The organism is Alicyclobacillus tolerans (genome assembly GCF_900142255.1).
GTDB classification, from domain to species: Bacteria; Bacillota; Bacilli; order Alicyclobacillales; family Alicyclobacillaceae; genus Alicyclobacillus_I; species Alicyclobacillus_I tolerans.
In genome coordinates this window covers 10,844-35,155 of the sequence record NZ_FRAF01000020.1, presented here as the reverse complement: position 1 = coordinate 35,155, position 24,312 = coordinate 10,844, and the positions used below count along the sequence as shown (strand labels likewise).

Here is a 24,312-nt window from a genome sequence, read left to right as displayed (position 1 = left end):
GAATAACCATTCTGCATAACGGACCCGTTAATGACAGAATCAGTAGGTAACGAAGAGTGTATGTTCATGCGTTGCTCCTCGCAGATCCTGACTAAAAGGGGGACCCCTTTACGCTATAACATGTTCTCTAGTTTGGTTGAACAGAATCAATTGAATTCATGTTATCCCAGAAGGTTTGCACGACAAGGTTATATATTTCAGGACGTTCCATGTTAGCCGTATGTCCCGCCCCAGGAATGAGTCCTGCCTGAATAATCTTGTTTGAATTCGCCATTTCGAAAACAGCATCACGTTCATGCTTCTCATTGGAACCATTTAAGACGAGCGTAGGAACATTTAGCTTTTGAATTTGCTCAAAAGTGACCGTAGGATAGTTGAATGTAAAATCTTTAAGTACAGCTTTTAGCGTTTGATACCAGTTTTCTCCATGTAATCTCATAAACTCTCGCGCCACTTCAGGATTATTTTCCTCTATGTTGAGAAATGCTTCATATTGTTCTTTCATAATTCCTGTCATATGTGTAGGGATTGCAGGAGCGTAACCAGTAAGTACTATGCTTTCGCAAAGTTTTGGAATCCTCAATGCAAGATGTATTGCTACCGATGCACCAAGAGACAAACCAACGATATGACCTTTTCCTTGCATTTGAATTTGTTCACTCACCCAACCTAGAGCAGATTGGAAGAAAGGATCTTGAGCTTCAAATTGATTTTTACCGTGACCTGGCAAATCCAATGCAATAACTTCATGGCTCACGCACCAGGCTTGAATTTGATTTTTAAAGTGTAAAATAGATGTTCCCATAAGTCCGTGAATTAAATATATCTTTGACAATACAACGCCTCCATTCAAAATTAAAATTGTTGGATCAATTACTCAACGAATTAATCGACCTAAATGTCTATTTTCCCATCGTATCGAGCATTACGACTCAATTATGTAACTTCTCATACAAGATTTAACCAAGGCATTTCACGCAATAATTTTGCAAACCATACCACTGCGCTGTGGTAACGAAAACCCTTGGTTGGAAGTCAGTTTTCAATTCCAGTCTCCCGAATGATCCGCATAAATGCCTGCATAGCGGAGGACATCCATCGATGTTTGTTCCACGCAAGCTGAGTGGAAAGCCGGATAGGTGTCCAATGTAAGACCGCTAGTTTCCCTTCCGCAACCTCATTTCGAACCGTGATTTCCGGTAATAGAGCAACTCCAACCCCCGATATGGCGCATTGTTTAATCGCCTCAACACTTGAAAATTCAAGACGCTGCAAAGGAAATACATGTGATTGGATCATTTGGTTTTCAAATATCTCACGATAGCTCCAACCTCCACGTGTTGATTCCACCATGAGGAACACTTGATTAGCCAAATCGCCTTCTTGAATTGACTTTATAGTTGTTAGCGGATGTGAAAGGCCTGATACGAGTACAATCTGTTCCTCAATCAAGCATTCTGTGATTAGATTTTCTGCACGTACCGGTGCTTCGAGTAAAAGTGCAACATCAATTTCTCCACGTTCTAATCCGGTTCGAAGTTCCGAGCATGCGCCAGGTTGAAATCTTAACTGTACTTTTGGATAACGCTCACGAAATTTAAGCAGAACTTTTGGAAGTCGATAGGCAATTATACTTTCTGGTGCGCCTACAGCCAAAGTACCACATGGTTCATCATGCCCAAACGCAACCGCTCTGATTTGTTGTTCAATGTACGACAGATTTTGTACATGTACGAGAATTCTTCTTCCTTCCTCAGTCAACAAAACACCTCTTCCTAACCTGTCAAAAAGAGGAACGCCTAGCTCTCGTTCTAATGCCTGAATTTGTCCAGATACACTAGATTGCGAGTAATTTAGAATTTTCGCAGCACGAGTAATATTTTGTTCTTTGGCAACAACGGTGAAAGTGTGAAGTTGTTTGAAATCCATATATACCCTTCCAATCGAATTATCCGATTGTATGTATTAAATCTATCGTATGTAAACATCATAACCCAATCTTTATCATAGTAGTAGTGACTCATGCTGCAATAAATCTCAACACGATTTTGTTTTTGTTGTTTTGAAAACAGCCAAAGGAGGCAACGAAGTTGGATGATCCGATTTTATGGACATGGAAGGAAATTGCCACAGTCAAGAATATACCGAACTGGTTCATACAAGAATAAGAGGTGTTTCGGAGTAAAGTTTTAGACGCTGAATTCCCATGTTATTTTGGGACCTTTTACAATGTTTGCATAGAAATGATCCAAAACATGGACTGAGGACGTGCCCCAAGATCCAGAGCACCCTCGTTGGGAATATTGTTTTTCGGGAGAACCCATGTTTGTTTTCAGTTCAGCGCCTGCCTATCGTCAACGCGCAAGTAGAATTTCAGGCAAATCCTTAGTCCTACTTTTTCAACCACGACGTGTATTTCGTGGTATTGAAGAGGGAATCCCAATTTCTTTGGAGGCCGCTGTCTATAGCTTACTTCCGGAAACAGGGTCAGTGGAAGTCCAGCGCGATACCCCGGAACGCCATCATGCTAAACATACACACCCGACCCATGAAATTTTGCTCATTGTCAGCGGAAGCATCACATTTCACCTTGGTGAAGACGATTACGTGTGTACTTCCGGAGATCGTTTATATCTACTGGTTAACACCTTACATGCATCCATAGCTGGAGAGAAAGGTTGTCTTTACGTAATCTCCATCAAATAAATTGCGAAGCAGGTGAGTTCCATGGAATCAGAAAAACGCAGCGGAGAACTTGCGCAAACATTGAATATAGGTCGAGCCGTTGCGTTAGCAATGGGAATTGTCATTGGGGCTGGGCTTTTGGTTTTGCCCGGCCTTGCCTATTCTCAGGCAGGAAACAAAGCTGTCTACGCGTGGGTTGTCGATGCCCTCATTGTTATACCTTTACTCTTTATTTTTGGAACATTAGGATCCCGTTATCCGAGTGCCGGCGGTGTGGCTGGATTTGTGCGCACGGCATTCGGTTCAATCGCAGGTGGCATCACCGAAGTAGTCCTTATGGGAGCCTTCTTTCTCGGAATCCCTGGTATTGCCCTGACGGGGGCCAACTATTTAGGATACCTTTTTCATTTGGGACAGCTCGGTATCAATCTCTGCGCAGTCGGATTACTCGTATTTGCAGGTGTATTGAACTACCTGGGTACACAGTTGTCTGGAATGACGCAGCAGATTTTATCGTATGGTCTGGTCATTGTTTTAGCGGCAGTGGCGGTCGTCGCATTGGTTTTTGCTCATCCCCATCCGAACGCAATAGCTGCACCTCAAGATTGGCTGAAGGCATCTCCTATCTTCGGCATGGTGTTCTTTGCATTCACGGGTTGGGAAATGCTGTCCTTCATGGGGGAGGAATTCCGCAATCCAAAACGTGATTTCCCAATTGCCGTAATCGTGAGTTTTATACTAGTGGTACTTCTGTATCTCGGCATCGCGTTTGCTATTCAGTGGACACTATCCCCACACAATCCACGAACAGTGGAAGCCCCGATTGCGGCCATTCTGGCAAACGTACTTGGTGGCTGGAGCGGTGAGTTGGTCTCAGTCATCGGCGTGCTCATTATTATGGCCAATCTCAATGGAGCAACCTGGGCCTCGTCTCGACTTTTATTCTCATCTGCACGAGAAGGATTTTTGCCGAAATTTTTGGCCCATGTTGATCCAAAGGCGCGTATCCCAAGACGATCCATCTTGATTACCGTATCCACGTTTATCCTCATCGTTGTTATTCATGGGATAGGGTTACTGCCTCTACATGAAATGTTTTCTCTCTCCGGACAAAACTTTTTTTTGCTATATCTATTCAGCGTAATTGCTTATCTTAGGCTTGTTCGCAACATCTTTGCAGCGATTTTTGGATTAGGTACAGTGATTTGCTGCCTAATATTTGCGGGGTCATTCGGCACTTTGTTACTTTATCCAGTGATTTTAGCACTATTCGGTCTGAGTGTCGGAGTCCTTAAAGCAAAGAGGAAAGAACATCACAGCACAAATATGGATACTTCTGAAAATTCACTAAGTAAGGACAAGTAACGTCCGTTTGCATTCTTTAGAATGCCGACCATCCCCCGCGGAGTATTGTGTTATGAATTGCTAGTTGATTGGTAATGGGGCTGTCCCAAAATTCATTGTAGATAACTGAGATAGCCTCGCAGTGTACTATTAAACGCTCACACTCCTCAAGCAACTCATCTATAACCCAACCGCAACCCTCCCCGCTCTATTCGTCTTTCTTACCGAACCGATTCACCATGTTCTCCAGATATTCTTGTGACTTTCCACGAGGAATGGTCAACGTCTGCCAGTCCGCCCCCCGGATTTGCTTGGCCAGGTACACAATCTGACCTGTATGGTACGAGAGGTGATACACTTGCCGCTCAATCGCTTGGACAACGGTGTGCGGTTGTGTACGGATGGTCACGATCTTCAGCAAGTCCTCCGGTTCGAGAGAGCCAACCGCCTGAAACAGTTTTTCCCATCCCGCTTCCCAAGCCGTCATCATCTCTTCACGGGATGTATATCCACCTTCAAACTCTTTATCCCGGTTGCGGGTCGGCTTCTCTCCGTCCGTCGTGAGAAAGTCTGTCCATCTCGACATCATGTTGCCTGCCACGTGTTTGACGATACGCGCAATGCTGTTTGATTCATCATTAGGGGCCCAGTGCAGTTCATGCAGGCTGAGTTGTTCGATCGCACGCTCAGCAGTTCTCTTCATATTCCTAAAATTTTCCAAAGCAGTGTCCAGATACACACGTCCAAGGTCCATCTGTTTCGTCCTCCTTCATTTCTGCGAATGGATGCTTCGCCACTTCGACCACGAAACGACACCGAATTCTGGCTTAGGATTGTCTGGTAAAACAGAGATGAGTTCTAGCGCATGGCCATCTGGATCCGAAAAATACACCGATACCGCCGGTACCCAGCAGTGAACGCAAGGTTCACTTGAATCGTCTTCAAACCCTGTTACTTCTACCCCGGATTGCCTAAGCCGATCTCTCCAAGTTTCGAACCACTAGATGTGCCTCGTAGAGTGTTCCCATCTGCATCATACCTAGCCACCCGCTTTACAAATGGTTGGCATTAAGCCACTGTTTGAGTGTCATACCATCATGATAAACCACATCCTCGGCGTCCAGTTTGAGCGGCGTGATGAACTCCAATGAGTTCCCGTCCGGATCATCAAAGTATATGGCAGCATGGTAATGAGTATCATTGCAGAGGATTAGGGGTTGATCTTCCCCGGATACACCGAAGGCCTCACGGGCTTGAATTCCCCGAGTTCTCAACCATTTCTGCACACGTTTCAGGTCTTCTAACTCCACGTAGAAAGCCACATGTCGAATGGATGGATGGTATGGTGTTTTAGCATGTTCCGATAACCAGAGCCCGAGCCAACTCTTGCCCTTCTCAATCCAAAAGAATGTGACTCGTGGACCTTGATATGCTAGTTCCAAATCTAGCCCATGGTAAAACTCTATAGACTTCTCCATGTTGATCACCGGCAAGTGCGCTTCGTACAATCCCTTTATCACATTCACGCCTCCTTCGAAACAATCTTTATGATTAGATCCGTCGGCAATATCGCAACAAGACATAATTCTCTTCTTCCAATGAGGCGTAAGCCTTTCGCTCGCCTTGCAGCTTGAAACCTCGAGATTCGTAGAACGGAATACCCTTCTTATTTCCCTTTGCGACGGACACCCACTCCACCTGCACCAACGACCATACCTCCGTCAACAGCAAACCAATACTCACCGTTCCGCATTTCCTGTGCTACCCGCTCGAGATTGTAAAAATATTCCACGATTCGTTGGATGTATGATGCGGGGCGCATCTCTCCGTACGTATCCCAGTATGCGAGCGTACAGACACGACAAATGCCTTCCACATGCTCTTGCCGTGCTTTCTTAATCTCGATCACGCTTCGTCACCTTCCTGTGGCGTAATTTTCATGTTCTATCACTCTCTCTTTTTGCGGTATTCCTAAGCGAACGTGCATCGGACCTACGTCAGCTGAATTCACCACTGTACCAACAGATAAGCGGCGTACACGGTCATCATGTTGCTCGCCTTCTTCAGGAACCAGCGTACGACCACACCGAGATTGAACCATCGGCAAAGTGGTGTATTCTCTGATCCGTTGTTGGTCCTACTACCGTCTAGGCCACGGAACTCAACGTTCAAATCCAATGTTTCAGCGCTCCTCTGTTCTTCTCAACGCATCAAGATACCGCTCTACTGACCGTATCACGACACCCTTGGCGTCATATTCAACCACCGAATCAGCCTGCGTCCCATACAGCCTGTCAAACGACAGTGGTTCCAGCCTGCTCCGGACACACTTCATGATCACCGCAGACAACGGGATCCGATTCGGGAAGCTGTACATAAACGACACCCAGCGGCGATCTGCCGACACCGAAACCGTGTCGCCTGTTAAGAGAACGCCTTTGCCATTCGCACCAGACTTCCAGAGCAGCACCGTCGATCCGGCAAAATGTCCACCCACGTGAACCAATGTTACCTCCGGGTTCAACTCAACTTGCGTACCATCCCAAAATTCGATTCGGTCGCTCGGATGCATCACCCACCGTCTGTCACGAGCATGGAGATAGATCCGTGCATCGAATCGCTCTGCCCACTCCACCATGGAAGAGTAGAAGTGGGGGTGTGAAATGGCGATGGCTTGAATGCCGCCAATACCCCGAATGAGATCAACCGTCACGTCATCGATGTATGAGATGCAGTCCCACAAGATGTTCCCGTGCGGTGTACGGATCAGTTTGGCATGCTGACCAATCGCGAACTCGGAGACCGTTTCAAGACCCCACAAGTGCGGTTCGTGCTCGTAAAAAGCATTCCGGTATCCGGTTGCCTTCATCTCTTCCAATGTCGTCCATCTTTGCCCTCCGAGTCCAATATACTGCCGCTCATCCTCGCAGATGGAACAGTGTTCGGGCGGAGTATCACGTTCTGGATATTGTGTTCCGCAGGTCACGCAGATCCACTTGCTCATTGTCCGTCCCCTCTCTTCCTTGAACTTCCTTCTCGGATGTGATAACCACTCATGGCCGTCACCACTGGAAGAGGCGTACGCTCGCACGCCTGCCCAATCCATACACCGTCGGTCCTATACCTACCCCGAGCGTCTGTACACCAAACTGGTTGTCCCTCCTCGTCCTTACATGAGCAGACACTCCCTTTGTAAACGTGTGAAGCTGAGACATGGGATGGGCCACCGACCTCCCCAACGTTCAGTCTACCGTATCGTGCAAAATGGTAGAACCGCCATAATGACCATCGCCATGAACAGAATTCCTTCGCCTCTAACGCCAATCTACGCAGACGGCTTCATAAGCTGCAATATGCAACCAGCGACGAGGGAGTCCATAGGCAATCCAGCACCAATCATGGTGAACCAGAAGCGGCAGCGACACTTCCAGTTGGCCGTAAGCCAGGTTAATGGAGCAGTATCATTCTAGATGATTCAATAAACTCGTAATTCTGGAAAGAATGATAAAAAAGGAAGAAGAAATCCAGATTGGGGGGCATATCATGATAAAGGGAAATTTACACTTGTTGCTCACACATGTTCTCGGGGACATCGCCATTGCTATCGAAGTTTGCGTTTATATTGGTGTCCATCGTCTATTTTTTGTCCAATCGCTCCAATCAAAATCCCTGCCAAGCAGGCTAAGGGCGTTCGATATACAAAACATTCCTGAATGGCTCCCCTTTTACGCGCTTTGTAACAATGCCCCAGCCCACAACGGCTGGAGCCTTGTTCCATTCTTCTATCCATTAAATCGCATCTAAATCGCATCGACAGACGATGACGGTCAAAGAGTCGCGATGGTCTCGCGCCATGCACTATTGTTTCATGTATGACTGGGCCGATCCGGTCCAGCTTTAGGACCGAGCGCCCCAAGCATGTGTGGCATGTGAGCCCCAAGTGGGCATTTTGCCATTCACGAGGTTGCTAATCCTCTTGTCCATCCGGGACAAGATGTCACTTTCTCTGGCACTGGTCATCTTTCCACTCGAGACCTGGCCATCCAATTTCGCTTTCGCAGCACTCTCTAATTCAGAAATCAGTTGGGCAGAAGAGACACCTTGACTCTCCGCGATTTGCGCCAACGTTTTCCCAGACTTCAAGTCCGTCTGCAAAGTAGATGGACTGAGATTTAAATCTTTAGCTATACCCTGCATCCCCGTCCCTATGGGGCCCATGCCTCGTCCATGCGCCGGATCGCCCCAAGTGGGCATTTTGCCATTCACGAAGTTGCTAATCCTCTTGTCCATTCGGGACAAGATGTCACTTTCTCTGGCACTGGTCATCTTTCCACTCGAGACCTGGTCATCCAATTTCGCTTTCGCAGCACTCTCCAATTCAGAAATCAGTTGGGCAGAAGAGACACCTTGACTCTCCGCGATTTGCGCCAACGTTTTCCCAGACTTCAAATCCGTCTGCAGAGTAGATGGACTGAGATTTAAATCCTTAGCTATCCCCTGCATCCCCGTCCCTATGGGGCCCATGCGCCAATGCGGTGCAAAAGAAAGAGATGCCTGGCTCTGAGTGCCCGTGGAGGACTGCATGCTACCCGCCACCATGGACACTTTTGCCGAGGAAGATGCGGTATGTCCAGCATTCGTAGCAGCCAACACCATCGAAGTTCCCAGACCCATCGTAGCCACTACAGCGGCAGAACCTATAAGAGTTTTCTTAGACATTCTAATCCTCATCTTTTACGTATCCTCCATTCAAATGATGCGTCCTAGACGACTGCGATTGATTGACGCGAAACGAGACGTCTTATCTACCACCCCGCTTCCACCAACACAGTATGGGCCACATTGATTGAAATCCCATTGAATGATTACACCTCTAGCATCAGGACTTTTTGAAGAGATAATGGTGCTAGGTTGAAAGTGTGGACACAACGAATCAAGAATGTAAGAATAAGGAGGTTCGAGGTTAGCCACATGACACAGAAGTACGACAAGGAATTCAAACGTCATGCAGTTCAATTGGCTTTCGAGAGTAGGAAGCCGGCGAGCCAGGTAACTCGGGATCTGGACATATCGCAAAAGAAGTTGTATGGATGGATGTCGAAATACAAGAAGGATCCTTCTACCCCGTTCGTCAGGAGCGGGAACCTTAAGACGGAAGCGAAGATTTTACGAGACCTGGAGCGGGTACACTCATCCATCGTCTATCTAACGCCAGTTGAATACGAAAGAAGATATTTCCAATCTGGAGTTTCTGCTATATTGACTTAATACCAAACTGTCCAAAACCCAAGGCATCAGAGAAAACCCGCCCAATTCCACCAAAACACATAAGGTGATGATGAGCATCGGCCAGAAAACAGCCAGTAAGCTCAAGATAACGGGCGATAGGATAGATATTCCCCAGACTCGCTCACATCCACCCGCCGTCATATCCCGCCAACTCGTTTTCTTTTCTCACAAAGAAAAAACGAAGGTTCAACTCCTTCTCCCCAAGCTGCCAAAATTTTTTAACAACCTAAAGCCTTCACAAATGCGACATAACAAATTGAAAAATGTTTGAAATTCCCCTACCCACACTTTCTTAAAAGTTTAAAAGTTATAGAATGCAGTCAAAACTTTTAAAAGAAAAATAGGGAGGAAGGCAAAACGTGGGCATGGGAGGTCCAGTTTCACCTTACCAATATCTCAGTAATGTCTTAATTGTTTCCGCATTGTTATGTGTCTTTGCCGCAGGGATTTACCAATTGGCCAAACGGTTGATTCATCAAATGGTTTTATTTGACAGAGCACAAGCTTTAACAGAAGATGCAAAATTAGAAACGGATAAGTTGTTACAGGTAGATAAACGATTACACAATAAAAAAATTTCCTTACCTCTCCCCTATCAACTATTATGGTATGGTATAGCTTTTTTCTGGTTAGTCGCAGGATTCTTACAAATGCAACCCATGATGTTTACACATGATTTTGTGACGGATATTTTAGAAAGTGCCTATCAAGTACAGATTCCTTTTTTTCGTCCTTCAGATTTAGCATTGATGAACAGATGGGCGAGTGATCCGGTAACGAGCAATGTGGAATCTATTATGATCCAACTGTACATTGGCATTCTGCTCATATTGAATCGCAGAAATTGGATTGGCTTTACTGCTCTTGGAGCTTCTATAATTTGGGGTATCATGGTTTGGATTTATGGTGAAGGTTTTGGGAACACCTTTGCAGCAGGGAGCTCATTCCTTTTACAAGGATCACCCGGGGGTGTCATTTTTTACGTCGTTGCGGCCATATTACTGCTTTTACCGATTCGTTATTGGAAAAATGTAAAGTTTTACCTTGGTTTGCAGTGGATAATAGCCATTTTTTGGTTCATTGCCGCACTATGGCAATTAGCTCCTATCAATGGTGGTTGGAATTCTGAAACATGGAAAAACAGCTTATCTAGTATGATTCAGACACCTGATCCTCAACCTTATTGGGTTGTAGATGGGATTCATTGGTTTATGAATATGTCTGTTGCGCATACCGCATGGGTCAATGGAATTACATCTGGAGCTATGCTTCTTGTTGCTATTCTAGCCATTCTACCTGTAAGACGAGCTATATTGCTCAGTTTTTCTTTAACGATACTTTTTTTGATATGGTGGTTTGGACAAGACTTTGGTGTGCTTGGAGGCATGGGAACTGACGTCAATAGTGCGCCATTAGTAGCACTTTTCATGCTGGTTGGTTGGACTAAACCAGAAGTATGGAAAATTGAATTTTCATATCTGAAAAAATTTTTTAAAACCGTACACTCCCCATTGGTTCGCCATAAATAGTATGACGAGTCTTTCATTCTGTAACGTTGTTTGATGGTGTAGACATATCCCATTTTTGCTGAGAGGTGAGTTTAACCATGTCGCATCTATTTTTCTTTTTTCATATTGTGGGTATTATTTTGTGGCTAGGTGGATTAGCGACGATAGGTTTGCTTTTATTCTTCATGCGTCGAGAATCCAATACGATAAAATCGCAAGTATTACCTGTTGTTGTGCGTAACATCACTCGTATTACTCATATAGGTGCTGGGTTTTTGCTCCTAGGAGGCGTACCCTTATTATTTTTGATTCCTCATGACAAGTTATCTCAATTTTGGGTTCAATATATGGGTGGTGTCGGCATTCTGGTAGTTCTCATCAGTCTATTTATGTTAACGAATACCAGTAAAGAAATCACAGTCTCTGGTGCAAATACATCTCGTGCTCTACGTGCCTATCTTCAATGGTTATTTGTTATTTTACTACTCTCTCTATCCGTTCTTGTTGTTGTTATCTTTAAACTTTAAAATTAAACGCTCTGTTAGGCTAAAATGAAAGCAAGAATAAACGCACAAGAGGTGTGTACCACATTCAGAACGTCAACGCCTAACATAGTCTCTTGAACGGTTGGAGGCAACACTTTTGTGGCGTTGCAACCAAGCACCTCGACAACTACATGACATGGTTCGCGTTTATTGACACGCTCCAAGCGATTTCCAGCGGCACATGGGGTGTTGATTCCTTGCCATGTCCTGGCATCGACAATAAAAAGCTCAGTACAAGCACGCAGTTCACACAGGAATTTGCGCTGTTTGTACAAAGCCGATACTCCAAGGTCAAGACGTTGGTTTTCTACGTGTCGCATGACACAGGAGAACGTGGACCTGATTTGCTTTGCCTTGCCGAGTGTTATAGGGTCGGAATCTGTTGAAAGTCGGAACCTTGGCTTAGAGCCATTCTAAGAATTCAAGGCGGTTTCCGAACGGATCGTTCAGATAGAAACGTTTTACGCCTTCATCTGCACGAGCGTCGTCATCAATTACATTCACGTTTTTCTGCAACAGGTAATCCCGCAACTCGCTGATGTTTTCAACGTGAAAAGCAGGATGTGCTTTAGTTGCAGGAATAAAGTCCTTTTGCACACCGATGTGTACCTGGTGAGAGCCGCATTGGAACCATACACCGCCACGCTTACAAAGGGGTTCAGGTTTGGGGAGTTCTTCCCAACCTAACAGGTCAACGAAAAACTTGCGTGCTTCGGCTTCGCACCCTTCAGGAGCAGCAAGTTGGACGTGGTCAATACCAGAAAACCTGAATGACATATCCATTCCTTCTTTCTTAATGTCTATCCTGCGATTCTACACGAAATTAGATTTTCCTTCTTGCGTTGAAAATTCACAATTAAACAGAACACAGCGAAAAATATTCTGTTGATGAAACTGGCCAAAACCAAAGGTATCAAAGAGCTCCCGCCCAATACCAGCAAAACACATATGGTGATGATGAGCACCAGCTAGAAAACAGCCAGTAAACTCAAGAAAACGAGCGAGAAAGGATAGATGTTAGGCTCTAATGGTGGACACAGCAAATCGATAATGTGAAAATAAGTAAATCATCGATTTGAGGTGTCTGTGTTGGAACGTAGATATGATTGAGATTTTTAAATTGAATACGGTGAAGTTGGTGTTGGAGGAGGGGAAGACAGCCTCACAAGTGGCACGGGATCTGGTTATGACTTTAATGACGCTTTATGGGTGGATTGATCAATATAAAAGCGATCCGAAACATCCCTTTGTTGGCAGTGGGAATTTGAAGCCCCAAGCCCAAGCGACTTGGGATGTAGAGCATGAGAACCGTGAGCTGAGAGAGGAAATAGAAATCTTAAAAAACGCAGTGCGCATCTTCAGCAACGACCGGAAATAAGATATCAGTTCATCTACGACCATCGCTTCGAGTTTTCGGTTCAGAGGATGTGCAAAGTGCTGCAGGTATTTCGAAGCGGGTACTATGCATGGCTCAAACGCCCAGATAGCGAACGCAAACAGCGATATCGCAAGCTTACAAAACGCATTCATCAAATCTTTCTGTCCTCTCGGCGATGATACGGGAGTCCGAAAATTACACGGATTCTCCATGAAGAAGGATGTCGAGTTGGTCAGAAAACAGTGGCTGGAATAATGCGTGAGAACGGGCTAAAAAGTCGTACCGTACACAAATACAAGGCGACCACCCATTCGAAACACAACCACCCGGTGCATGACCATGTGCTTAACCAGACATTCCAAGCAGAGCGTCCAAATCAGGTCTGGATGTCGGATATCACATATGTTTGGCCCATCGAAGGATGGCTATATGTTGCAAGCATCATGGACTTATTCACACGGAAAATTGTTGGGTGGAAAGCCGATTCACGGATGACGAAGGAACTCGTCATGGCTGCGTTAGAGCAAGCCTATGAGCGTGAAAAACCGGATGATGGTGTACTGCATCACTCGGACCGTGGAAGTCAGTATGCGTCAAGGGAATACCGGGACAAGTTGAAGGAATACCAGATGATCGGTAGCATGAGCCGCAAAGGCAATGGTTACGATAATGCTTGCATCGAGTCGTTCCACAGTGTCATTAAGCGGGAGCTAATTCATCTTGAAACATATGAAACAAGGGCAAGGGCAAAGCGAGACATCTGGGAATACATCGATCTTTGGTACAACCGAGTGCGGATTCACTCGTCAATCGGCTACAAAACGCCAGTTCAATATCACTCCATGTATGACCACCCACCCATGTGTCATTTATTGTTGCTTTTCTATTGTCTGGGGCAAGGAACGGATGCGTGGAAGTTCCCAAATGACGAATACAACAGATCCAACTAATCCTCCAACTACTGGTAAGGGTAACACCGCAGAGAAAAGGTTGGGAAACCAATCTCCGCCCCAAATGCTAATAACTAATCCTACAACAAAGGAGACAATGGACGGCCATGTCCACCATTCGCGTGGGGTACGCGGGCGTTCAAAGAAGGCTGACGCTGGCGTTTTCTTTTTCTGTACCCAGACCCAGTCCACGATCATAATGAATGTAAAGGGGATAATGACATCACCTATGACATCAAGAAACCCTTGAACATGGTTTAAAATACCCAAAATCGCCAGCACTGTACTGAAAAAGCCCAAAACAATGGTAGCAATGGGTTGATCCCATTTACTGGGCTTTCGAAAAGTATTCAGTGCCACTAGTAGATCAACCGTCGACGGATAGAGGTTCATCGCGTTCGTGTGAATAATAGCCAAAGCCACGCCTACCGCCGCGAATACTCCCCAAACAGGAGCGTTAGAACCAAGAAGAGCCAGATTCCAATTTCCGGTAGCTTGCTGTGAGTACATCCCCATGAGTCCCATCACCAAAACGGATGCCATAATGCCCACGGATGGTGATAAGAAAAAAGCGATACGTGCTTTGGGATTAGATGCCGGAATGGCGAATCGGGACACTGTGGAGACTTTGTAGGTCCAAGCTAAAATCGAAAAGGTGACGACCGTGGTGATGGCTGCGCCCCATTGCATGGCCTCTGTGGCATGGGGCATAGCGACGTGATAGCGAGAGAACAACAGATAGACCAACAGCGCATAGCATACGAGCAGTACTACAGAGGTGTATCGGTAGAAATATTCCAGCCACTTCATGCCGAAAAGCACCAAAATCACTTGAACAGCTCCGATAATCCAAAACCACAGCGAACCTTGCATGTGTGTGATTGCGGCCAAGGTTTCACCAGCTACAGCGGTATTCAATCCAAACCAACCCATATTCACAAACGAAAATAGGACAGAGAACAAGAACGCGCCCAAAGTTCCATAACTTTTGCGCGCGACAATTAAACCTGTTAACGGTACCTCACGACCCATTTCCGAAAAAAGTCCCGCGGGTACAAGACCGATGAGAAAGCTTAGTAGGATGGCAAGAACCATATCCGTGAGTCCAAAATGAAACAGCAACGAACCAATGAGCGGCGTCGTAGCGGACGCCGAAGCCATCAGCCATACAATAGTCATTTTGCCAGAGGACATAGTTCGCTCGTTGTCCGGGACAGGCAATATACCAACCGTCTCTACTTCACCCAGCAGCCCAGACATCCGACGCTCCGTCTCACGCTGTTCTAGCACGTTATTTCCTCCTCGTATAGTGTTTTTAGAGTCGTCTTACTAAAGAATTTTCAGCAAGATAGTTGTTGCAGTTGGGCAGTGTAGCTGAACTCGCACCTACAGCCCGAAGGGCGAGGAGCGTGAAAGTTCATCCGCTTGGCCGATGCGCTGCTACGCAATGATCAAATTTACAATACAAGAAAGAAGGGCAACGCATCCGGCGGATAAATCACAACCTAATTAGTGGCCCTTGAAAAAGTCGTTGTTTGAGTTTACCTCTACCCTGCGGGGTAGCTGAAATAGGACTTTTTGTGGGATGACTATTCTTTTTCGCACATTCAATCCCCAATTACTGGGTTACTTGGGCCGCTCTCCTTAGATTGTGGGCCAGGATGCCGTATCCATCCCATGTCGATGTGCCCGAGTGGTCTCGGAATCGGGACCGGCCCAGTCCGTACTTTTGCTTCAGCAGCCCGATTTTGGCTTCGCCACCTACTCGGAATCTCTGTAGGTTTATGAACCAAGGCTCCCTTTCGATCTCCGTCCTTCACTTGCTCTTTTTGCCTCGGAATGGTGTGCTCACGTGATGAATGCCCAGTTCTTCTCTCAACATCTGCTCATTGTTGCGACTGCTGAACCCCCGATGCGTGGCCACCGCATGAGACACTGAACCGAATACCTCTTGATGATGCTGTACAGCCGGAATAGGCAGATCGTCATCGGATGGGTTGCCTGTATAGACGGCGTATCCGGTCACAAATCCGCTTTCTGTCTCATCGATACGAACTTTGTACCCGATCTCAACTTTCTTGGTGAGTTTGCCTTTTTTGATCGGCCGAGCTTCCGGGTCATGAATGCTGATGAGACGGTACGGGATCATTCGATTTCCATCGATGACTTGCTTCGCCTGGTCGATCTACTGTTTTGTCTTGTCTACAAGGGATTGCAGCTTTTCCTTTTGCGCCTCTATCAACGGCTTCTTTGTCTGATGTAACTTCTTAATCACCGACTCAGCCTGCTGCAACACACTCTGTGTGATGTCCACAACCTCTTGAGTCATCTGGTTGATCTCATCCCAAGATTGGCTCATCCGGCGGCGCAGTACCTTTGCAAACGCTAGTATCTTTTTCTTTACCGCATCCGTCTTATCAACGAAACCCTCTGTTGCGTGCGATGCCAGTTTACGAATGCGGTTGACTGTCCCGGTGATGGCACGAACGCCATCCTGAAGAAGCGTTGCATCCGTTGGGTAATGGATGTCCGATTCGACCACCGTGGTATCCGTACGCAACTTGAGATGACGGATGATTTTCTGCTCATCAAGCTTCTTCACTAACAGTTCATTCACTTGCTCAATGATATTCTCACCATACCGCTTCCTGACCTTGATGAGCGTACTGGCATCCGGCACTTTCCCGTCGATTGCGATATGACAGAAACGCCGCCATGCGATACTGTCGCTGACTTCTTGAACGAGAGATTCGTATCCTAGCTGGTAACGGAACTTCAGGTACATGAGGCGCAAATAGGTTTGTACCGGGACCGTCGGACGACCCATGGAAGAGTTGAAGCCAGGAACGAAGCCATAAACCGCTCGTCATTCAGGATTTGATCGATATATTCCAGTTCTGCCGGCAATTTGAGCAGCGATTCCGGCAAGATGGTATCCCAAAGCGTCGTCTGACTCTGGTGAGTCCGTAGCATTTTCCAGCACTCCTTAACAGGAATCCCGGGGTGCAATGACGAAACTCTCAGGCAAAGGAATTCGCAAAATACCCCGATTGGCGTGTGTTTGTCTCGACAACAACCACTTCACCACCAGGTCTTGCGATTCCTTTTTTATTGCCGCAAACGACGACTTTTTCAGGGGCCACTAATTAGAATTGCACTTCGCAATCAAAGAGGTAAGTTTCGTTGCAATTTGTTGACGCAAAGATAAATGCTTTTCTTCACAATATTGAACCGCTGGCAAGACCCACATTTCTCTTGGATACTACCAAACAGGATAAGGTTTTCTTTCTTCTGGTTCCCAATCATATCTTGGAAAGACGTGAGCATTTAGGAAGTCATCAGAATTTCCATAGATGGAATAATTCATTCGCCTCGGATTGCACACGAACTGAACCGCTTCTCCCAACAAACTCATATCTCGCAAAAAGTCTGTTTTGGCTTCTAAACTTAAATCTTCAAGAGAAGCAACTTTGGGATACGCCAATAGTACACAATATCCAGGAAGAAATTGAGTATCCCCGATTACTGCATAACCACTTTTCATTCTAGTAAGAATCATTGGATTTTCATTGCGTTCAATGGCTCCAAACCTATCTTTCTTCCAATCATCACTCATCAAATTCTCCTCTTTTCCGAGAAGATATTCATTGCACATTGCGGCCTGAGAGCATCAGAAGGGGTCCCTCAGCCAGGCTGTATATTCATACGTTGGATGGGACATCTAGTTGTCACTTTAATATTGCTTGAGGTGGAAGAAGAGAATAAATCCAATGAATTCCGGAGGTGACGAAGAACATGCATTTTACAACCGAACAACCAGGACGTTCAGTTCACCTTTAATAAACTCCATGTCAAAATCCCGTGACACAAGTCCTAATTGAGCATCATCAATAGCAGTTGCTATGATTAGGGAATCAGGAGTTTTTAGTTTTCTGCTTTGTCTCGCTGTTCGCGCCTTAACTTCCTGCAGTTCGAGCTATTGTGGAAGTAACGTCTATGCAGCGCCGCTTATTATAGAGTTGCTAACCGTGTAACTTCTGACTACTAAAAACCTCACATTCAGTGATCATGGAGAAAAAATAATGGCATCATGTCGTTCGATGCCTGCCTAACAAAATCCATGACAATGAACTCATTAGCCAAGATGGCGATGGCGATATTTGTGTCCAGTAGATATCCGCGAATGGAACTTAATCCCAGTCACCCTCGCGCATTTGGCGTACCGTCTCTTCGAGTTGTCGATCCTCTTCAGGCGTTAGAATTCCAGCAGACTCAAGAATGTCATCAACAGCGTAATCATCCTCTGACTCAACGGTTTCATTGTATAAGTCGACTGTGATCTTTCGACTATCTAAGTTGAGCTTGTAGAAAATCGTCCTTAACTGATTCGCTGCTTCGTGATCAAGCTTTTTCGACATCGCCATACCCTTCGCCTACTTCCATAAATGAGTGTACCAGTATTATAACTGAATTAAGCGACCGAAGCCTTCACACCAACCAAGTTCAACACATGTTCGTTGTGAGACTATACTGCTTCGATTGCGCAAGATTCCGAAAGTATACACCACCGTATAATCATACAACAGATGGCTCAGGGAACTTGAATTTTTGCATCCGATAATTCAAGAACTAATCCAGCTTAAAGACCCATTCCTTTTGAGAATTGGATGTCTTGTTTTGAGATTACCCATGGTACTTTGTTGTCGCCATTCACGCTTTTCACGGTAAACGACTATTTAGTTATTTGCTGGGGCCTTGGATCCACCCATGTCGGAAATTTGTTATTGGATGGATACCAGTACGTCCGACTGCCTGATGGCAATTGATCGTGATGCAACGTATATCCAGGTAAGCTCTTTAGCAGCGTCATTGGACCTTCGATATTTTGAATTAATTGTTTGTCTAAGACTTGTTCGGATGCGGGTGCATAAGGCATCATGCTCATCGATACATAAGGAGCCCATTTGTTCACATCGTTTGCCACATTCTGAGGCGGAATGATGGGTCCCACTGAACTAAAGTATTTCACAGCATAAATCTCTTCAAGCATCGCCTGGGAGAACACATAAACTGTTTCATGCAGGTGAATGGTGGGTAGAACTGTGTCAGCATGGAGCGGCAACCCCCAAGCTACGACAAATACCGAAAATGGATTCGGACTTTGTACAATGAATGCTTTACCGTATCCCGTATATGGCGTCTGCTCGCTCTTTGCATAGGGATTCACTCCCGTGGTATCGATGAAACTCCCAGTCAACTTATCGGATGAAACACCTATCCAACTAATACCTTTCGTTCCGTGACCGAATATTCCTGTGACATCCCATTGTCCCGTTGTATAGTTTTTAATTGCACCGATATTACCAGATGTAATCAGGTCAATTTGTTGGTTTGAGTCATGTGGATTTACCCAAGCATATCCGCTGGTATCTCCTTGACCCACTTTTTGCTTAACCCATCCAGATGGAACCTTGAAACTCATAGATGTGGTTGATTGTCCATATGTGAGAGGAATCGTGACTGAAACCATCGAAGCGACGGTGCTTTTCGTCGTATTCGTTGTCGCGGTATTACTGGACGGTGCTGATGTATTTGTGGTTGCGTTGTTTGCTCCAGCAGTTCTGTTTGCGACTGTGTTATTGGATGGTGCTACACCTTTTGTGCTGTTTGTTGCATTCGATCCTGGACTAGCTCCTCCGCTTGTACCACAGCCTGCTACACCCCCCATGATGGTCAATGCCACAACCGCTGTTGCCCATTTCCTATAACTCGTCATTTTAGTACCTCCTCGTGATGTCACAAAATGTTAGACGGAGTAAGTCCACATCTGATTACAATCTACTTTTTGAATGTGTTTTATACTCAGAAGAAATATAAGACATTAATTGCAGATTCCGGCCCGAGAGCGCAAAAAGACATGCAAAGAGACTACTACATGTTCATACACATCATTCTTGCAATGTTTGTTCCTGACACAAGTTGGTGGCTATTAAGCAAGCCAATATCGCTCTTCAGTATCTGTGATATGTTTTTCAACTAGGATTTTGGTACTTTCCAGTGATGTAAAAGTTGTATAAATTCATTCTTCACACTGTTTGCAATACCGACAACCGTACCCTCGACGGCATAAGTGTATTGGCTACCGTTAACAATTGCCCAATATTCATAAGTTGCCTCATTAGAATGTGAGGCCGCTGGTTGTGTCCGTTTGTTAAACACAAGTAACGCCTTGCCAGCCGAACTTGATACGTATTCGTGATTGATGACAGTGGAGTGATTGCCGATTACCGTTCCGTATCCACTATTAGAAAGCGGGAACAAATTTGTAACAATGAGCTGGACGAGTATGTCTTTCCAACGAACAGATTGGTTAGGATTCATGACTTTTCCATTTGGTAACGTCAGGATTGTCTTAAACAAAGGATTGGATTACGTATTTTGAACATTGATTGTTAGATAAGTGGACAAATCATTACCGTTATCTGACGAAAGTCCGCTGCCTAGTGACCGCGATGAATTCACTGTAATGCCAGCAACCTTGTTGGTAGCATTTGAGTTTGAAGCTGGCGTATTTCCGCATCCACAAAGTATAAATAGAGTGACACTTAATCCAGCAATCGTGTACTTTCGATTGTAATTCAATTCATCCTATGCTTCCAAAAACCAACTATTTATTGTATAAATTTCACAGCATCATATAGCCCTATAGCCGGATTTCGTTCAGTTCCTCGTCTGAAAATAATTATACGGTAATGAGCTGGCGAACATCCTAAATATTCACACCTGTTACTGCAATAGCTTCCCTACCACATATCTACGTAAGATGAGTGGATACACTTAAAGGGCGATTATTGAACGCCCGAACTTCCTGTTACGAACCTTGCTTTAGACGACCTGATGTCGTCCATACGCCACGTACACAAGGCGTGTGACAATTAGTGAAATTACGATGAAGATCGGGAAGACTAAGATCGGATACAGTACAGGATGTCCAAGTACATTGTAAGCCAGAAAATGATAGTACAGTCGTGAAACCTGAAGCAATCCAGTATAACTGAAATTCAAAAGTGTTCCCGACCAGAATTGGTGAACTACCTTCGAAATCAGTGCGGGCAACACAAAAATTCCTGTCGAAATGACAAACGAAATGAGTGTCATACGGCTGAGTGCCGACACCAGTAGCACTATGCAAGAAAAACTCACCCCACCAAACAGAAATATTGCAATAGCAACAAGGATATACTGCTGGATAGTCAAGTGGAATGGTGCCCTGTATAATGGAATACTTTGAATTGGGTAATTTAAGCCCTGAGTACCAAACAGGAGTGCATTCAAGCCCAGATTCCAAACTTCAATAATAAATCCAATGACCACAGAATACAGCAGCGCCGCTTTTACTTTCGCAGAGACCAGTTGTCGTTTTCCCCTTTTTGCGGTCAACAAAAAATTGTCTGTCCCACTAGCATACTCCTCCGAAAAAATGGGTGCCAAGCCGATGAGGATCATTGCCGCATAGATGATAAAGCCGTAAGTTTTGAAGAAATCGATCATCATCGCCCCGCCCCCGTTATACATTCCACCGCCGATAAATGGTAGGTTCTTGAGCATGTCGTACTCCAGTTTGTCAGCGCGGTAAGCAAAACCCATCTGTCCACTTGCTTTAAGGTGAGCCATGGATTCCTGGAGCGAATACATCCTTGTGGCAACCGCTGTTCCTGAATACGACGAGGCGATGGCTTGGTCCCTTTGATATTCATGCCATAAATCCCAGTACACTAAGCTACCGACATGACTGTTTTGAAGCTTTTGTTGGACGATCGGCAGGTCAGTTTTCGCTTGCTGTAACTGCTGTTTAGTTGGCGGTGTTGCTTGGTACACTGGTGGGTGATTTGTTGAAGCAATAAGAAGTTGTAATGGCAAGAATAGTCCTACAAGCATGATTGTAAGTAGTATCCAAATGCTCTTCCGTGAAAACAATTTATACAGCTCAAATCGCGTGATTGACAGATGTTCCATCGCTCACCGCCTCCTCTCCAAATTGAAACAAATACAGGTCCTCTAGTGTCGGGTTCACAGCCACCGCGTGAGGGACAGGTTTGTCACCAGCAATGATACGAAGTTCTATCCTGTCTTTAATGCGACACATGTTTGCGATCTGAAATGACCCTTGGTACTTGGCAACCTCGTTTTGTGAACAAGACACCTGCCAAACGTGCCCTTGCATTTGAGACAGCAACGACTCGGGTGCGCCATAACCTACCAAGTGCCCGTCTTTCACCAAGAGAATATCCTGCGCGACATACTCCACATCGGAAATGATATGGGTCGAGAAAAGGACAATCCGGTTTCCCGCAAGTGATGCAAGGACGTTCCGAAAACGAATCCGTTCCTTCGGATCAAGCCCTGCCGTTGGTTCGTCGACGATGAGGATTTTTGGGTCATTCAAAAGCGCTTGTGCAATACCCATACGTTGTTTCATGCCACCTGAGAATTTGCGAAGCTGGGTGTGCCGCACATCCTCCAGGTTGACCTCCTGTAACACCTCAGTCACTTTCTGTGAAGCCGTACGCTTGTCCAGGCCCTTCAGTGCCGCAATGTACAGTAAAAAGCGTTCTGCGGTGAAGTTCTTATATAGACCAAAGTGTTGCGGAAGATAACCAAGAAGCTCGCGATAACGTTCTCCCATGCGAATGGTATCTTCTCCGTCCACGAAAACATGCCCTGAAGATGGGTTCAGTACTCCTGCGATGATTTTCAGCAGTGTACTTTTGCCTGCTCCGTTTGGACCGAGGAGTGCGTGAACGCCTTCGGTCAACTCCACGGTGAAGTTCGATAACGCTTGTTCCCCCTTATATGTTTTTGAAACTTGCTCAATCTGTAATTTCAACCAAGAGACCCCCTTTAAAACGGACATAAAGCAGTTTTATTTGACTTGCAAACAGTACTAGTCCAAGCAAAGACAACACGACAAACATCACGTCATTCAGTGACAAAAGGAAGGACAGAACGCTTGGATTTGAAAAGGCAAGCGCCACGGATATCGACCAGACCAATGCGACCACCGGTACCAAAGCCCTGCCACGAAACTTTGTCGAGAGATACAGTGTTACAGCAGAAATCCATGTGAACGGGACAAACCAGAAAAGTACGACGCGCCATAGGTCCATTCCAACCAGCCATGATAATCCAACAGACATCGCGGTGTTGAGGACGATGTTGTAGATGCCGAGGACTGTGAGTCGTGCCATGAGTGTTTGTGGAAGCGATGTCTTGCACGTCAATTCAATTTGCGACATACCACTGTCCACACTGCGAAAGAGTTCAAGAATGCCAAGAATAAACGGCAAGGGAGACAAGATGATGATGATCTTGTATGGGTTATATCCACAACTGGCTGTGATCAGGTATCCCGACAGGAACATCAATGCACTGACCAACCAAAACCACTTGGCAACATATTCTGTTTGAAACGACACAATCCCCCATATACGTTTAAACAGTGGTACTGCCGTGACCTCACGAGGCTGTAGTACGTGAAAAACAGCTTGGTCGATGGTGTTTTGAATGACATGTTCAGGCGGGAAATCGACCGTGAATTTGTCGAGCATACGACTTAATTGGTTGACATCCACCTGGTCGCCGTTTTCCTTAAACAACTCTTCCCATTCACGAGTGGTTTCGTGTTGTGTCATGTTCATCACCCCCGTTTAACAACTTCCGCAACTTCTTGAGCCCTTGATGCAGCCTCGATTTTACAGTTGAATCGCTGCACTGCATAACGTTGGCAATGTCTTTAATTTTCATGTCCTGATAATAACTTAGTACGATGGCATCACGCTGGTACTCAGGCAACCCCATCAAAGCATCTTTCACCCTTTGTCGCTCATCGTCTTTCTCTAATAAGCGAATCACGTTCATTCGTTCATCTGGAAGATTCTCTGGAACAGACGTCTCTTGATTTTGATGACGACTTCGAGGACTTCTGAAGTAGTCTGTACAGTGGTTATAGGCAATGGTGACGAGCCAATTCTTAAACTTCCCGTCTCCAGTATAACGACCAATCCCTCCAGCCACCTTGATGAAAATGTCTTGGGTCAAATCGCACGCCAAGTGATAATTACCCGTCTTTCGATAAACAACCGCAAATACCAACTTATAGTGGCGACGAATGAGCACTTCCATGGCGGACTGACTACCACATTTGATTTCAGCAACAAGTGCTTCGTCCGATTGTTGCATATCAATCCCCCTTCATCTATATAAACGAGAAAACACCCAATATAGTTTTCAAGTCTTGAAAAAATACATGGCAATTCATCACAGTATGTTTTATGAAGCGTAATACCACATTGAAACACGAAAAAGCTCCCAAGGAGCTTCTTGCAATCAATTCTAACTGGTTGATAGTCAATCCTTCTTCAGTTAACCTCTCTCAATGTTCTTTCGTTTTCTCCCTCATTCTAGCTGCCCGATAGCCGCATTTCGTTCAGTTCCTCGTTTGCGAATAATTATACGAAAACGAGCGGGCGAACATACTGTATATTCGCATTCTTATCCGCAAAAACGGAAGGTAAAAAAAATCGCCTCCCGTTCTTGACACTTTCACTATGAAA

General features: G+C 45.5%; 25 protein-coding genes and 4 pseudogenes. 8 read left to right on the top strand and 21 right to left on the bottom strand.

Annotated features, from left to right (window positions below):
* Positions 1 to 127 precede the first annotated feature (127 nt).
* Both BUA75_RS11350 and BUA75_RS11345 read right to left on the bottom strand, forming a co-directional pair.
* Positions 128 to 835: an alpha/beta fold hydrolase gene (locus BUA75_RS11350; RefSeq protein WP_072874725.1), complete on the bottom strand. Its 708-nt coding sequence runs from the start codon at positions 833 to 835 to the stop codon at positions 128 to 130.
* Positions 836 to 1,035: 200 nt separating this feature from the next.
* A complete protein-coding gene (locus BUA75_RS11345; protein WP_072874724.1) occupies positions 1,036 to 1,929 on the bottom strand; it encodes a LysR family transcriptional regulator in 894 nt (297 codons plus the stop codon).
* Between the two features lie 333 nt (positions 1,930 to 2,262).
* Between BUA75_RS11345 and BUA75_RS16420 the strand changes: the two are divergent.
* The 3 genes and pseudogenes from BUA75_RS16420 to BUA75_RS11335 all read left to right on the top strand — a co-directional run.
* A pseudogene (locus BUA75_RS16420) lies at positions 2,263 to 2,421 on the top strand (YqcI/YcgG family protein); the annotation flags it as partial.
* A 69-nt stretch (positions 2,422 to 2,490) separates the two neighbouring features.
* Positions 2,491 to 2,706, top strand: a complete 216-nt coding sequence (locus BUA75_RS16415) for a cupin domain-containing protein (RefSeq protein WP_278247872.1) — start codon at positions 2,491 to 2,493, stop codon at positions 2,704 to 2,706.
* A gap of 21 nt (positions 2,707 to 2,727) precedes the next feature.
* On the top strand, positions 2,728 to 4,050 hold the full coding sequence (locus BUA75_RS11335) for an APC family permease (RefSeq protein ID WP_072874723.1): 1,323 nt from the start codon (positions 2,728 to 2,730) through the stop codon (positions 4,048 to 4,050).
* A gap of 187 nt (positions 4,051 to 4,237) precedes the next feature.
* Here the strand turns inward: BUA75_RS11335 and BUA75_RS11330 are convergent, their stop codons facing one another.
* The 7 genes from BUA75_RS11330 to BUA75_RS11300 form a co-directional block, all read right to left on the bottom strand.
* Positions 4,238 to 4,783, bottom strand: a complete 546-nt coding sequence (locus tag BUA75_RS11330) for a DinB family protein (protein ID WP_072874722.1) — start codon at positions 4,781 to 4,783, stop codon at positions 4,238 to 4,240.
* Between the two features lie 298 nt (positions 4,784 to 5,081).
* Positions 5,082 to 5,549: a VOC family protein gene (locus tag BUA75_RS11325; protein WP_207549754.1), complete on the bottom strand. Its 468-nt coding sequence runs from the start codon at positions 5,547 to 5,549 to the stop codon at positions 5,082 to 5,084.
* A 146-nt stretch (positions 5,550 to 5,695) separates the two neighbouring features.
* Positions 5,696 to 5,938 carry a hypothetical protein gene (locus tag BUA75_RS11320; RefSeq protein ID WP_072874721.1) on the bottom strand — a complete coding sequence of 81 codons (243 nt, stop codon included), beginning with the start codon at positions 5,936 to 5,938 and terminating at the stop codon, positions 5,696 to 5,698.
* 6 nt (positions 5,939 to 5,944) lie between these two features.
* Positions 5,945 to 6,130 (bottom strand): hypothetical protein, encoded by a 186-nt coding sequence (locus BUA75_RS11315; protein WP_129583628.1) that lies wholly within the window; start codon positions 6,128 to 6,130, stop codon positions 5,945 to 5,947.
* A gap of 81 nt (positions 6,131 to 6,211) precedes the next feature.
* Entirely contained in the window at positions 6,212 to 7,033 is an 822-nt protein-coding gene (locus tag BUA75_RS11310) for an MBL fold metallo-hydrolase (protein ID WP_072874719.1), read from the bottom strand.
* A 58-nt stretch (positions 7,034 to 7,091) separates the two neighbouring features.
* Entirely contained in the window at positions 7,092 to 7,244 is a 153-nt protein-coding gene (locus BUA75_RS16135; RefSeq protein ID WP_207549753.1) for a hypothetical protein, read from the bottom strand.
* 682 nt (positions 7,245 to 7,926) lie between these two features.
* A complete protein-coding gene (locus BUA75_RS11300) occupies positions 7,927 to 8,748 on the bottom strand; it encodes a hypothetical protein (protein ID WP_129583627.1) in 822 nt (273 codons plus the stop codon).
* A 252-nt stretch (positions 8,749 to 9,000) separates the two neighbouring features.
* Here BUA75_RS11300 and BUA75_RS16555 point away from each other — a divergent pair, with 252 nt between their 5' ends.
* The 4 genes and pseudogenes from BUA75_RS16555 to BUA75_RS16285 all read left to right on the top strand — a co-directional run.
* Entirely contained in the window at positions 9,001 to 9,297 is a 297-nt protein-coding gene (locus BUA75_RS16555) for a transposase (RefSeq protein ID WP_072874716.1), read from the top strand.
* A 380-nt stretch (positions 9,298 to 9,677) separates the two neighbouring features.
* Complete coding sequence (locus BUA75_RS11285) at positions 9,678 to 10,847, top strand: hypothetical protein (protein WP_072874714.1); 1,170 nt, start codon at positions 9,678 to 9,680, stop codon at positions 10,845 to 10,847.
* A 77-nt stretch (positions 10,848 to 10,924) separates the two neighbouring features.
* Positions 10,925 to 11,353 carry a hypothetical protein gene (locus tag BUA75_RS11280; RefSeq protein WP_072874713.1) on the top strand — a complete coding sequence of 143 codons (429 nt, stop codon included), beginning with the start codon at positions 10,925 to 10,927 and terminating at the stop codon, positions 11,351 to 11,353.
* Between the two features lie 47 nt (positions 11,354 to 11,400).
* A pseudogene (locus tag BUA75_RS16285) lies at positions 11,401 to 11,526 on the top strand (IS1595-like element ISDess1 family transposase); the annotation flags it as partial.
* A 247-nt stretch (positions 11,527 to 11,773) separates the two neighbouring features.
* On the opposite strand, the gene BUA75_RS11270 reads toward BUA75_RS16285, so the two are convergent.
* The gene (locus tag BUA75_RS11270) at positions 11,774 to 12,148 is read right to left on the bottom strand and encodes a VOC family protein (protein WP_072874711.1); all 375 of its coding nucleotides are present in this window, start codon (positions 12,146 to 12,148) and stop codon (positions 11,774 to 11,776) included.
* A gap of 312 nt (positions 12,149 to 12,460) precedes the next feature.
* Here BUA75_RS11270 and BUA75_RS15495 point away from each other — a divergent pair.
* Positions 12,461 to 13,585 (top strand): annotated as a pseudogene (locus tag BUA75_RS15495) (IS3 family transposase); the annotation flags it as partial.
* A 33-nt stretch (positions 13,586 to 13,618) separates the two neighbouring features.
* On the opposite strand, the gene BUA75_RS11255 reads toward BUA75_RS15495, so the two are convergent.
* The 11 genes and pseudogenes from BUA75_RS11255 to BUA75_RS11205 form a co-directional block, all read right to left on the bottom strand.
* A complete protein-coding gene (locus BUA75_RS11255; RefSeq protein ID WP_083574299.1) occupies positions 13,619 to 14,989 on the bottom strand; it encodes a purine-cytosine permease family protein in 1,371 nt (456 codons plus the stop codon).
* Positions 14,990 to 15,317: 328 nt separating this feature from the next.
* Positions 15,318 to 16,672 (bottom strand): annotated as a pseudogene (locus BUA75_RS11250) (ISNCY family transposase).
* Between the two features lie 289 nt (positions 16,673 to 16,961).
* Positions 16,962 to 17,315, bottom strand: a complete 354-nt coding sequence (locus BUA75_RS11245; protein WP_242650314.1) for an HIT family protein — start codon at positions 17,313 to 17,315, stop codon at positions 16,962 to 16,964.
* 574 nt (positions 17,316 to 17,889) lie between these two features.
* Positions 17,890 to 18,117 (bottom strand): hypothetical protein, encoded by a 228-nt coding sequence (locus tag BUA75_RS11240; RefSeq protein WP_083574309.1) that lies wholly within the window; start codon positions 18,115 to 18,117, stop codon positions 17,890 to 17,892.
* A 314-nt stretch (positions 18,118 to 18,431) separates the two neighbouring features.
* Positions 18,432 to 19,475, bottom strand: a complete 1,044-nt coding sequence (locus tag BUA75_RS11235) for a hypothetical protein (RefSeq protein ID WP_072874708.1) — start codon at positions 19,473 to 19,475, stop codon at positions 18,432 to 18,434.
* A gap of 260 nt (positions 19,476 to 19,735) precedes the next feature.
* Positions 19,736 to 20,119, bottom strand: a complete 384-nt coding sequence (locus tag BUA75_RS11225) for a hypothetical protein (protein ID WP_129583624.1) — start codon at positions 20,117 to 20,119, stop codon at positions 19,736 to 19,738.
* 9 nt (positions 20,120 to 20,128) lie between these two features.
* The gene (locus BUA75_RS15680; protein ID WP_129583623.1) at positions 20,129 to 20,341 is read right to left on the bottom strand and encodes a hypothetical protein; all 213 of its coding nucleotides are present in this window, start codon (positions 20,339 to 20,341) and stop codon (positions 20,129 to 20,131) included.
* A gap of 243 nt (positions 20,342 to 20,584) precedes the next feature.
* On the bottom strand, positions 20,585 to 21,715 hold the full coding sequence (locus BUA75_RS11220; RefSeq protein ID WP_072874705.1) for an ABC transporter permease: 1,131 nt from the start codon (positions 21,713 to 21,715) through the stop codon (positions 20,585 to 20,587).
* Positions 21,687 to 22,586, bottom strand: coding sequence for an ABC transporter ATP-binding protein (locus BUA75_RS11215; RefSeq protein ID WP_072874704.1), 900 nt, complete (start codon positions 22,584 to 22,586; stop codon positions 21,687 to 21,689). The genes BUA75_RS11220 and BUA75_RS11215 overlap by 29 nt, the downstream gene beginning before the upstream one ends.
* Positions 22,570 to 23,391, bottom strand: a complete 822-nt coding sequence (locus BUA75_RS11210) for a hypothetical protein (protein WP_072874703.1) — start codon at positions 23,389 to 23,391, stop codon at positions 22,570 to 22,572. The genes BUA75_RS11215 and BUA75_RS11210 overlap by 17 nt, the downstream gene beginning before the upstream one ends.
* Positions 23,366 to 23,938: an RNA polymerase sigma factor gene (locus BUA75_RS11205; protein ID WP_072874702.1), complete on the bottom strand. Its 573-nt coding sequence runs from the start codon at positions 23,936 to 23,938 to the stop codon at positions 23,366 to 23,368. Before BUA75_RS11205 ends, BUA75_RS11210 begins: the two co-directional genes overlap by 26 nt.
* Positions 23,939 to 24,312 lie beyond the last annotated feature (374 nt).

Excerpts from the sequence above, each read along its gene's own strand:
- BUA75_RS11310 (WP_072874719.1), bottom strand. The coding sequence starts at position 7,033 with ATGAGCAAGTGGATCTGCGTGACCTGCGGAACACAATATCCAGAACGT.
- BUA75_RS11300 (WP_129583627.1), bottom strand. The coding sequence starts at position 8,748 with ATGTCTAAGAAAACTCTTATAGGTTCTGCCGCTGTAGTGGCTACGATG.
- BUA75_RS11330 (WP_072874722.1), bottom strand. The coding sequence starts at position 4,783 with ATGGACCTTGGACGTGTGTATCTGGACACTGCTTTGGAAAATTTTAGG.
- BUA75_RS11270 (WP_072874711.1), bottom strand. The coding sequence starts at position 12,148 with ATGTCATTCAGGTTTTCTGGTATTGACCACGTCCAACTTGCTGCTCCT.
- BUA75_RS11240 (WP_083574309.1), bottom strand. The coding sequence starts at position 18,117 with ATGTCGAAAAAGCTTGATCACGAAGCAGCGAATCAGTTAAGGACGATT.
- BUA75_RS11280 (WP_072874713.1), top strand. The coding sequence starts at position 10,925 with ATGTCGCATCTATTTTTCTTTTTTCATATTGTGGGTATTATTTTGTGG.
- BUA75_RS11335 (WP_072874723.1), top strand. The coding sequence starts at position 2,728 with ATGGAATCAGAAAAACGCAGCGGAGAACTTGCGCAAACATTGAATATA.
- BUA75_RS11235 (WP_072874708.1), bottom strand. The coding sequence starts at position 19,475 with ATGACGAGTTATAGGAAATGGGCAACAGCGGTTGTGGCATTGACCATC.
- BUA75_RS16555 (WP_072874716.1), top strand. The coding sequence starts at position 9,001 with ATGACACAGAAGTACGACAAGGAATTCAAACGTCATGCAGTTCAATTG.
- BUA75_RS11210 (WP_072874703.1), bottom strand. The coding sequence starts at position 23,391 with ATGACACAACACGAAACCACTCGTGAATGGGAAGAGTTGTTTAAGGAA.
- BUA75_RS11220 (WP_072874705.1), bottom strand. The coding sequence starts at position 21,715 with ATGGAACATCTGTCAATCACGCGATTTGAGCTGTATAAATTGTTTTCA.
- BUA75_RS11205 (WP_072874702.1), bottom strand. The coding sequence starts at position 23,938 with ATGCAACAATCGGACGAAGCACTTGTTGCTGAAATCAAATGTGGTAGT.
- BUA75_RS11245 (WP_242650314.1), bottom strand. The coding sequence starts at position 17,315 with ATGAGTGATGATTGGAAGAAAGATAGGTTTGGAGCCATTGAACGCAAT.
- BUA75_RS11345 (WP_072874724.1), bottom strand. The coding sequence starts at position 1,929 with ATGGATTTCAAACAACTTCACACTTTCACCGTTGTTGCCAAAGAACAA.
- BUA75_RS16135 (WP_207549753.1), bottom strand. The coding sequence starts at position 7,244 with ATGTCTCAGCTTCACACGTTTACAAAGGGAGTGTCTGCTCATGTAAGG.
- BUA75_RS11315 (WP_129583628.1), bottom strand. The coding sequence starts at position 6,130 with ATGGTTCAATCTCGGTGTGGTCGTACGCTGGTTCCTGAAGAAGGCGAG.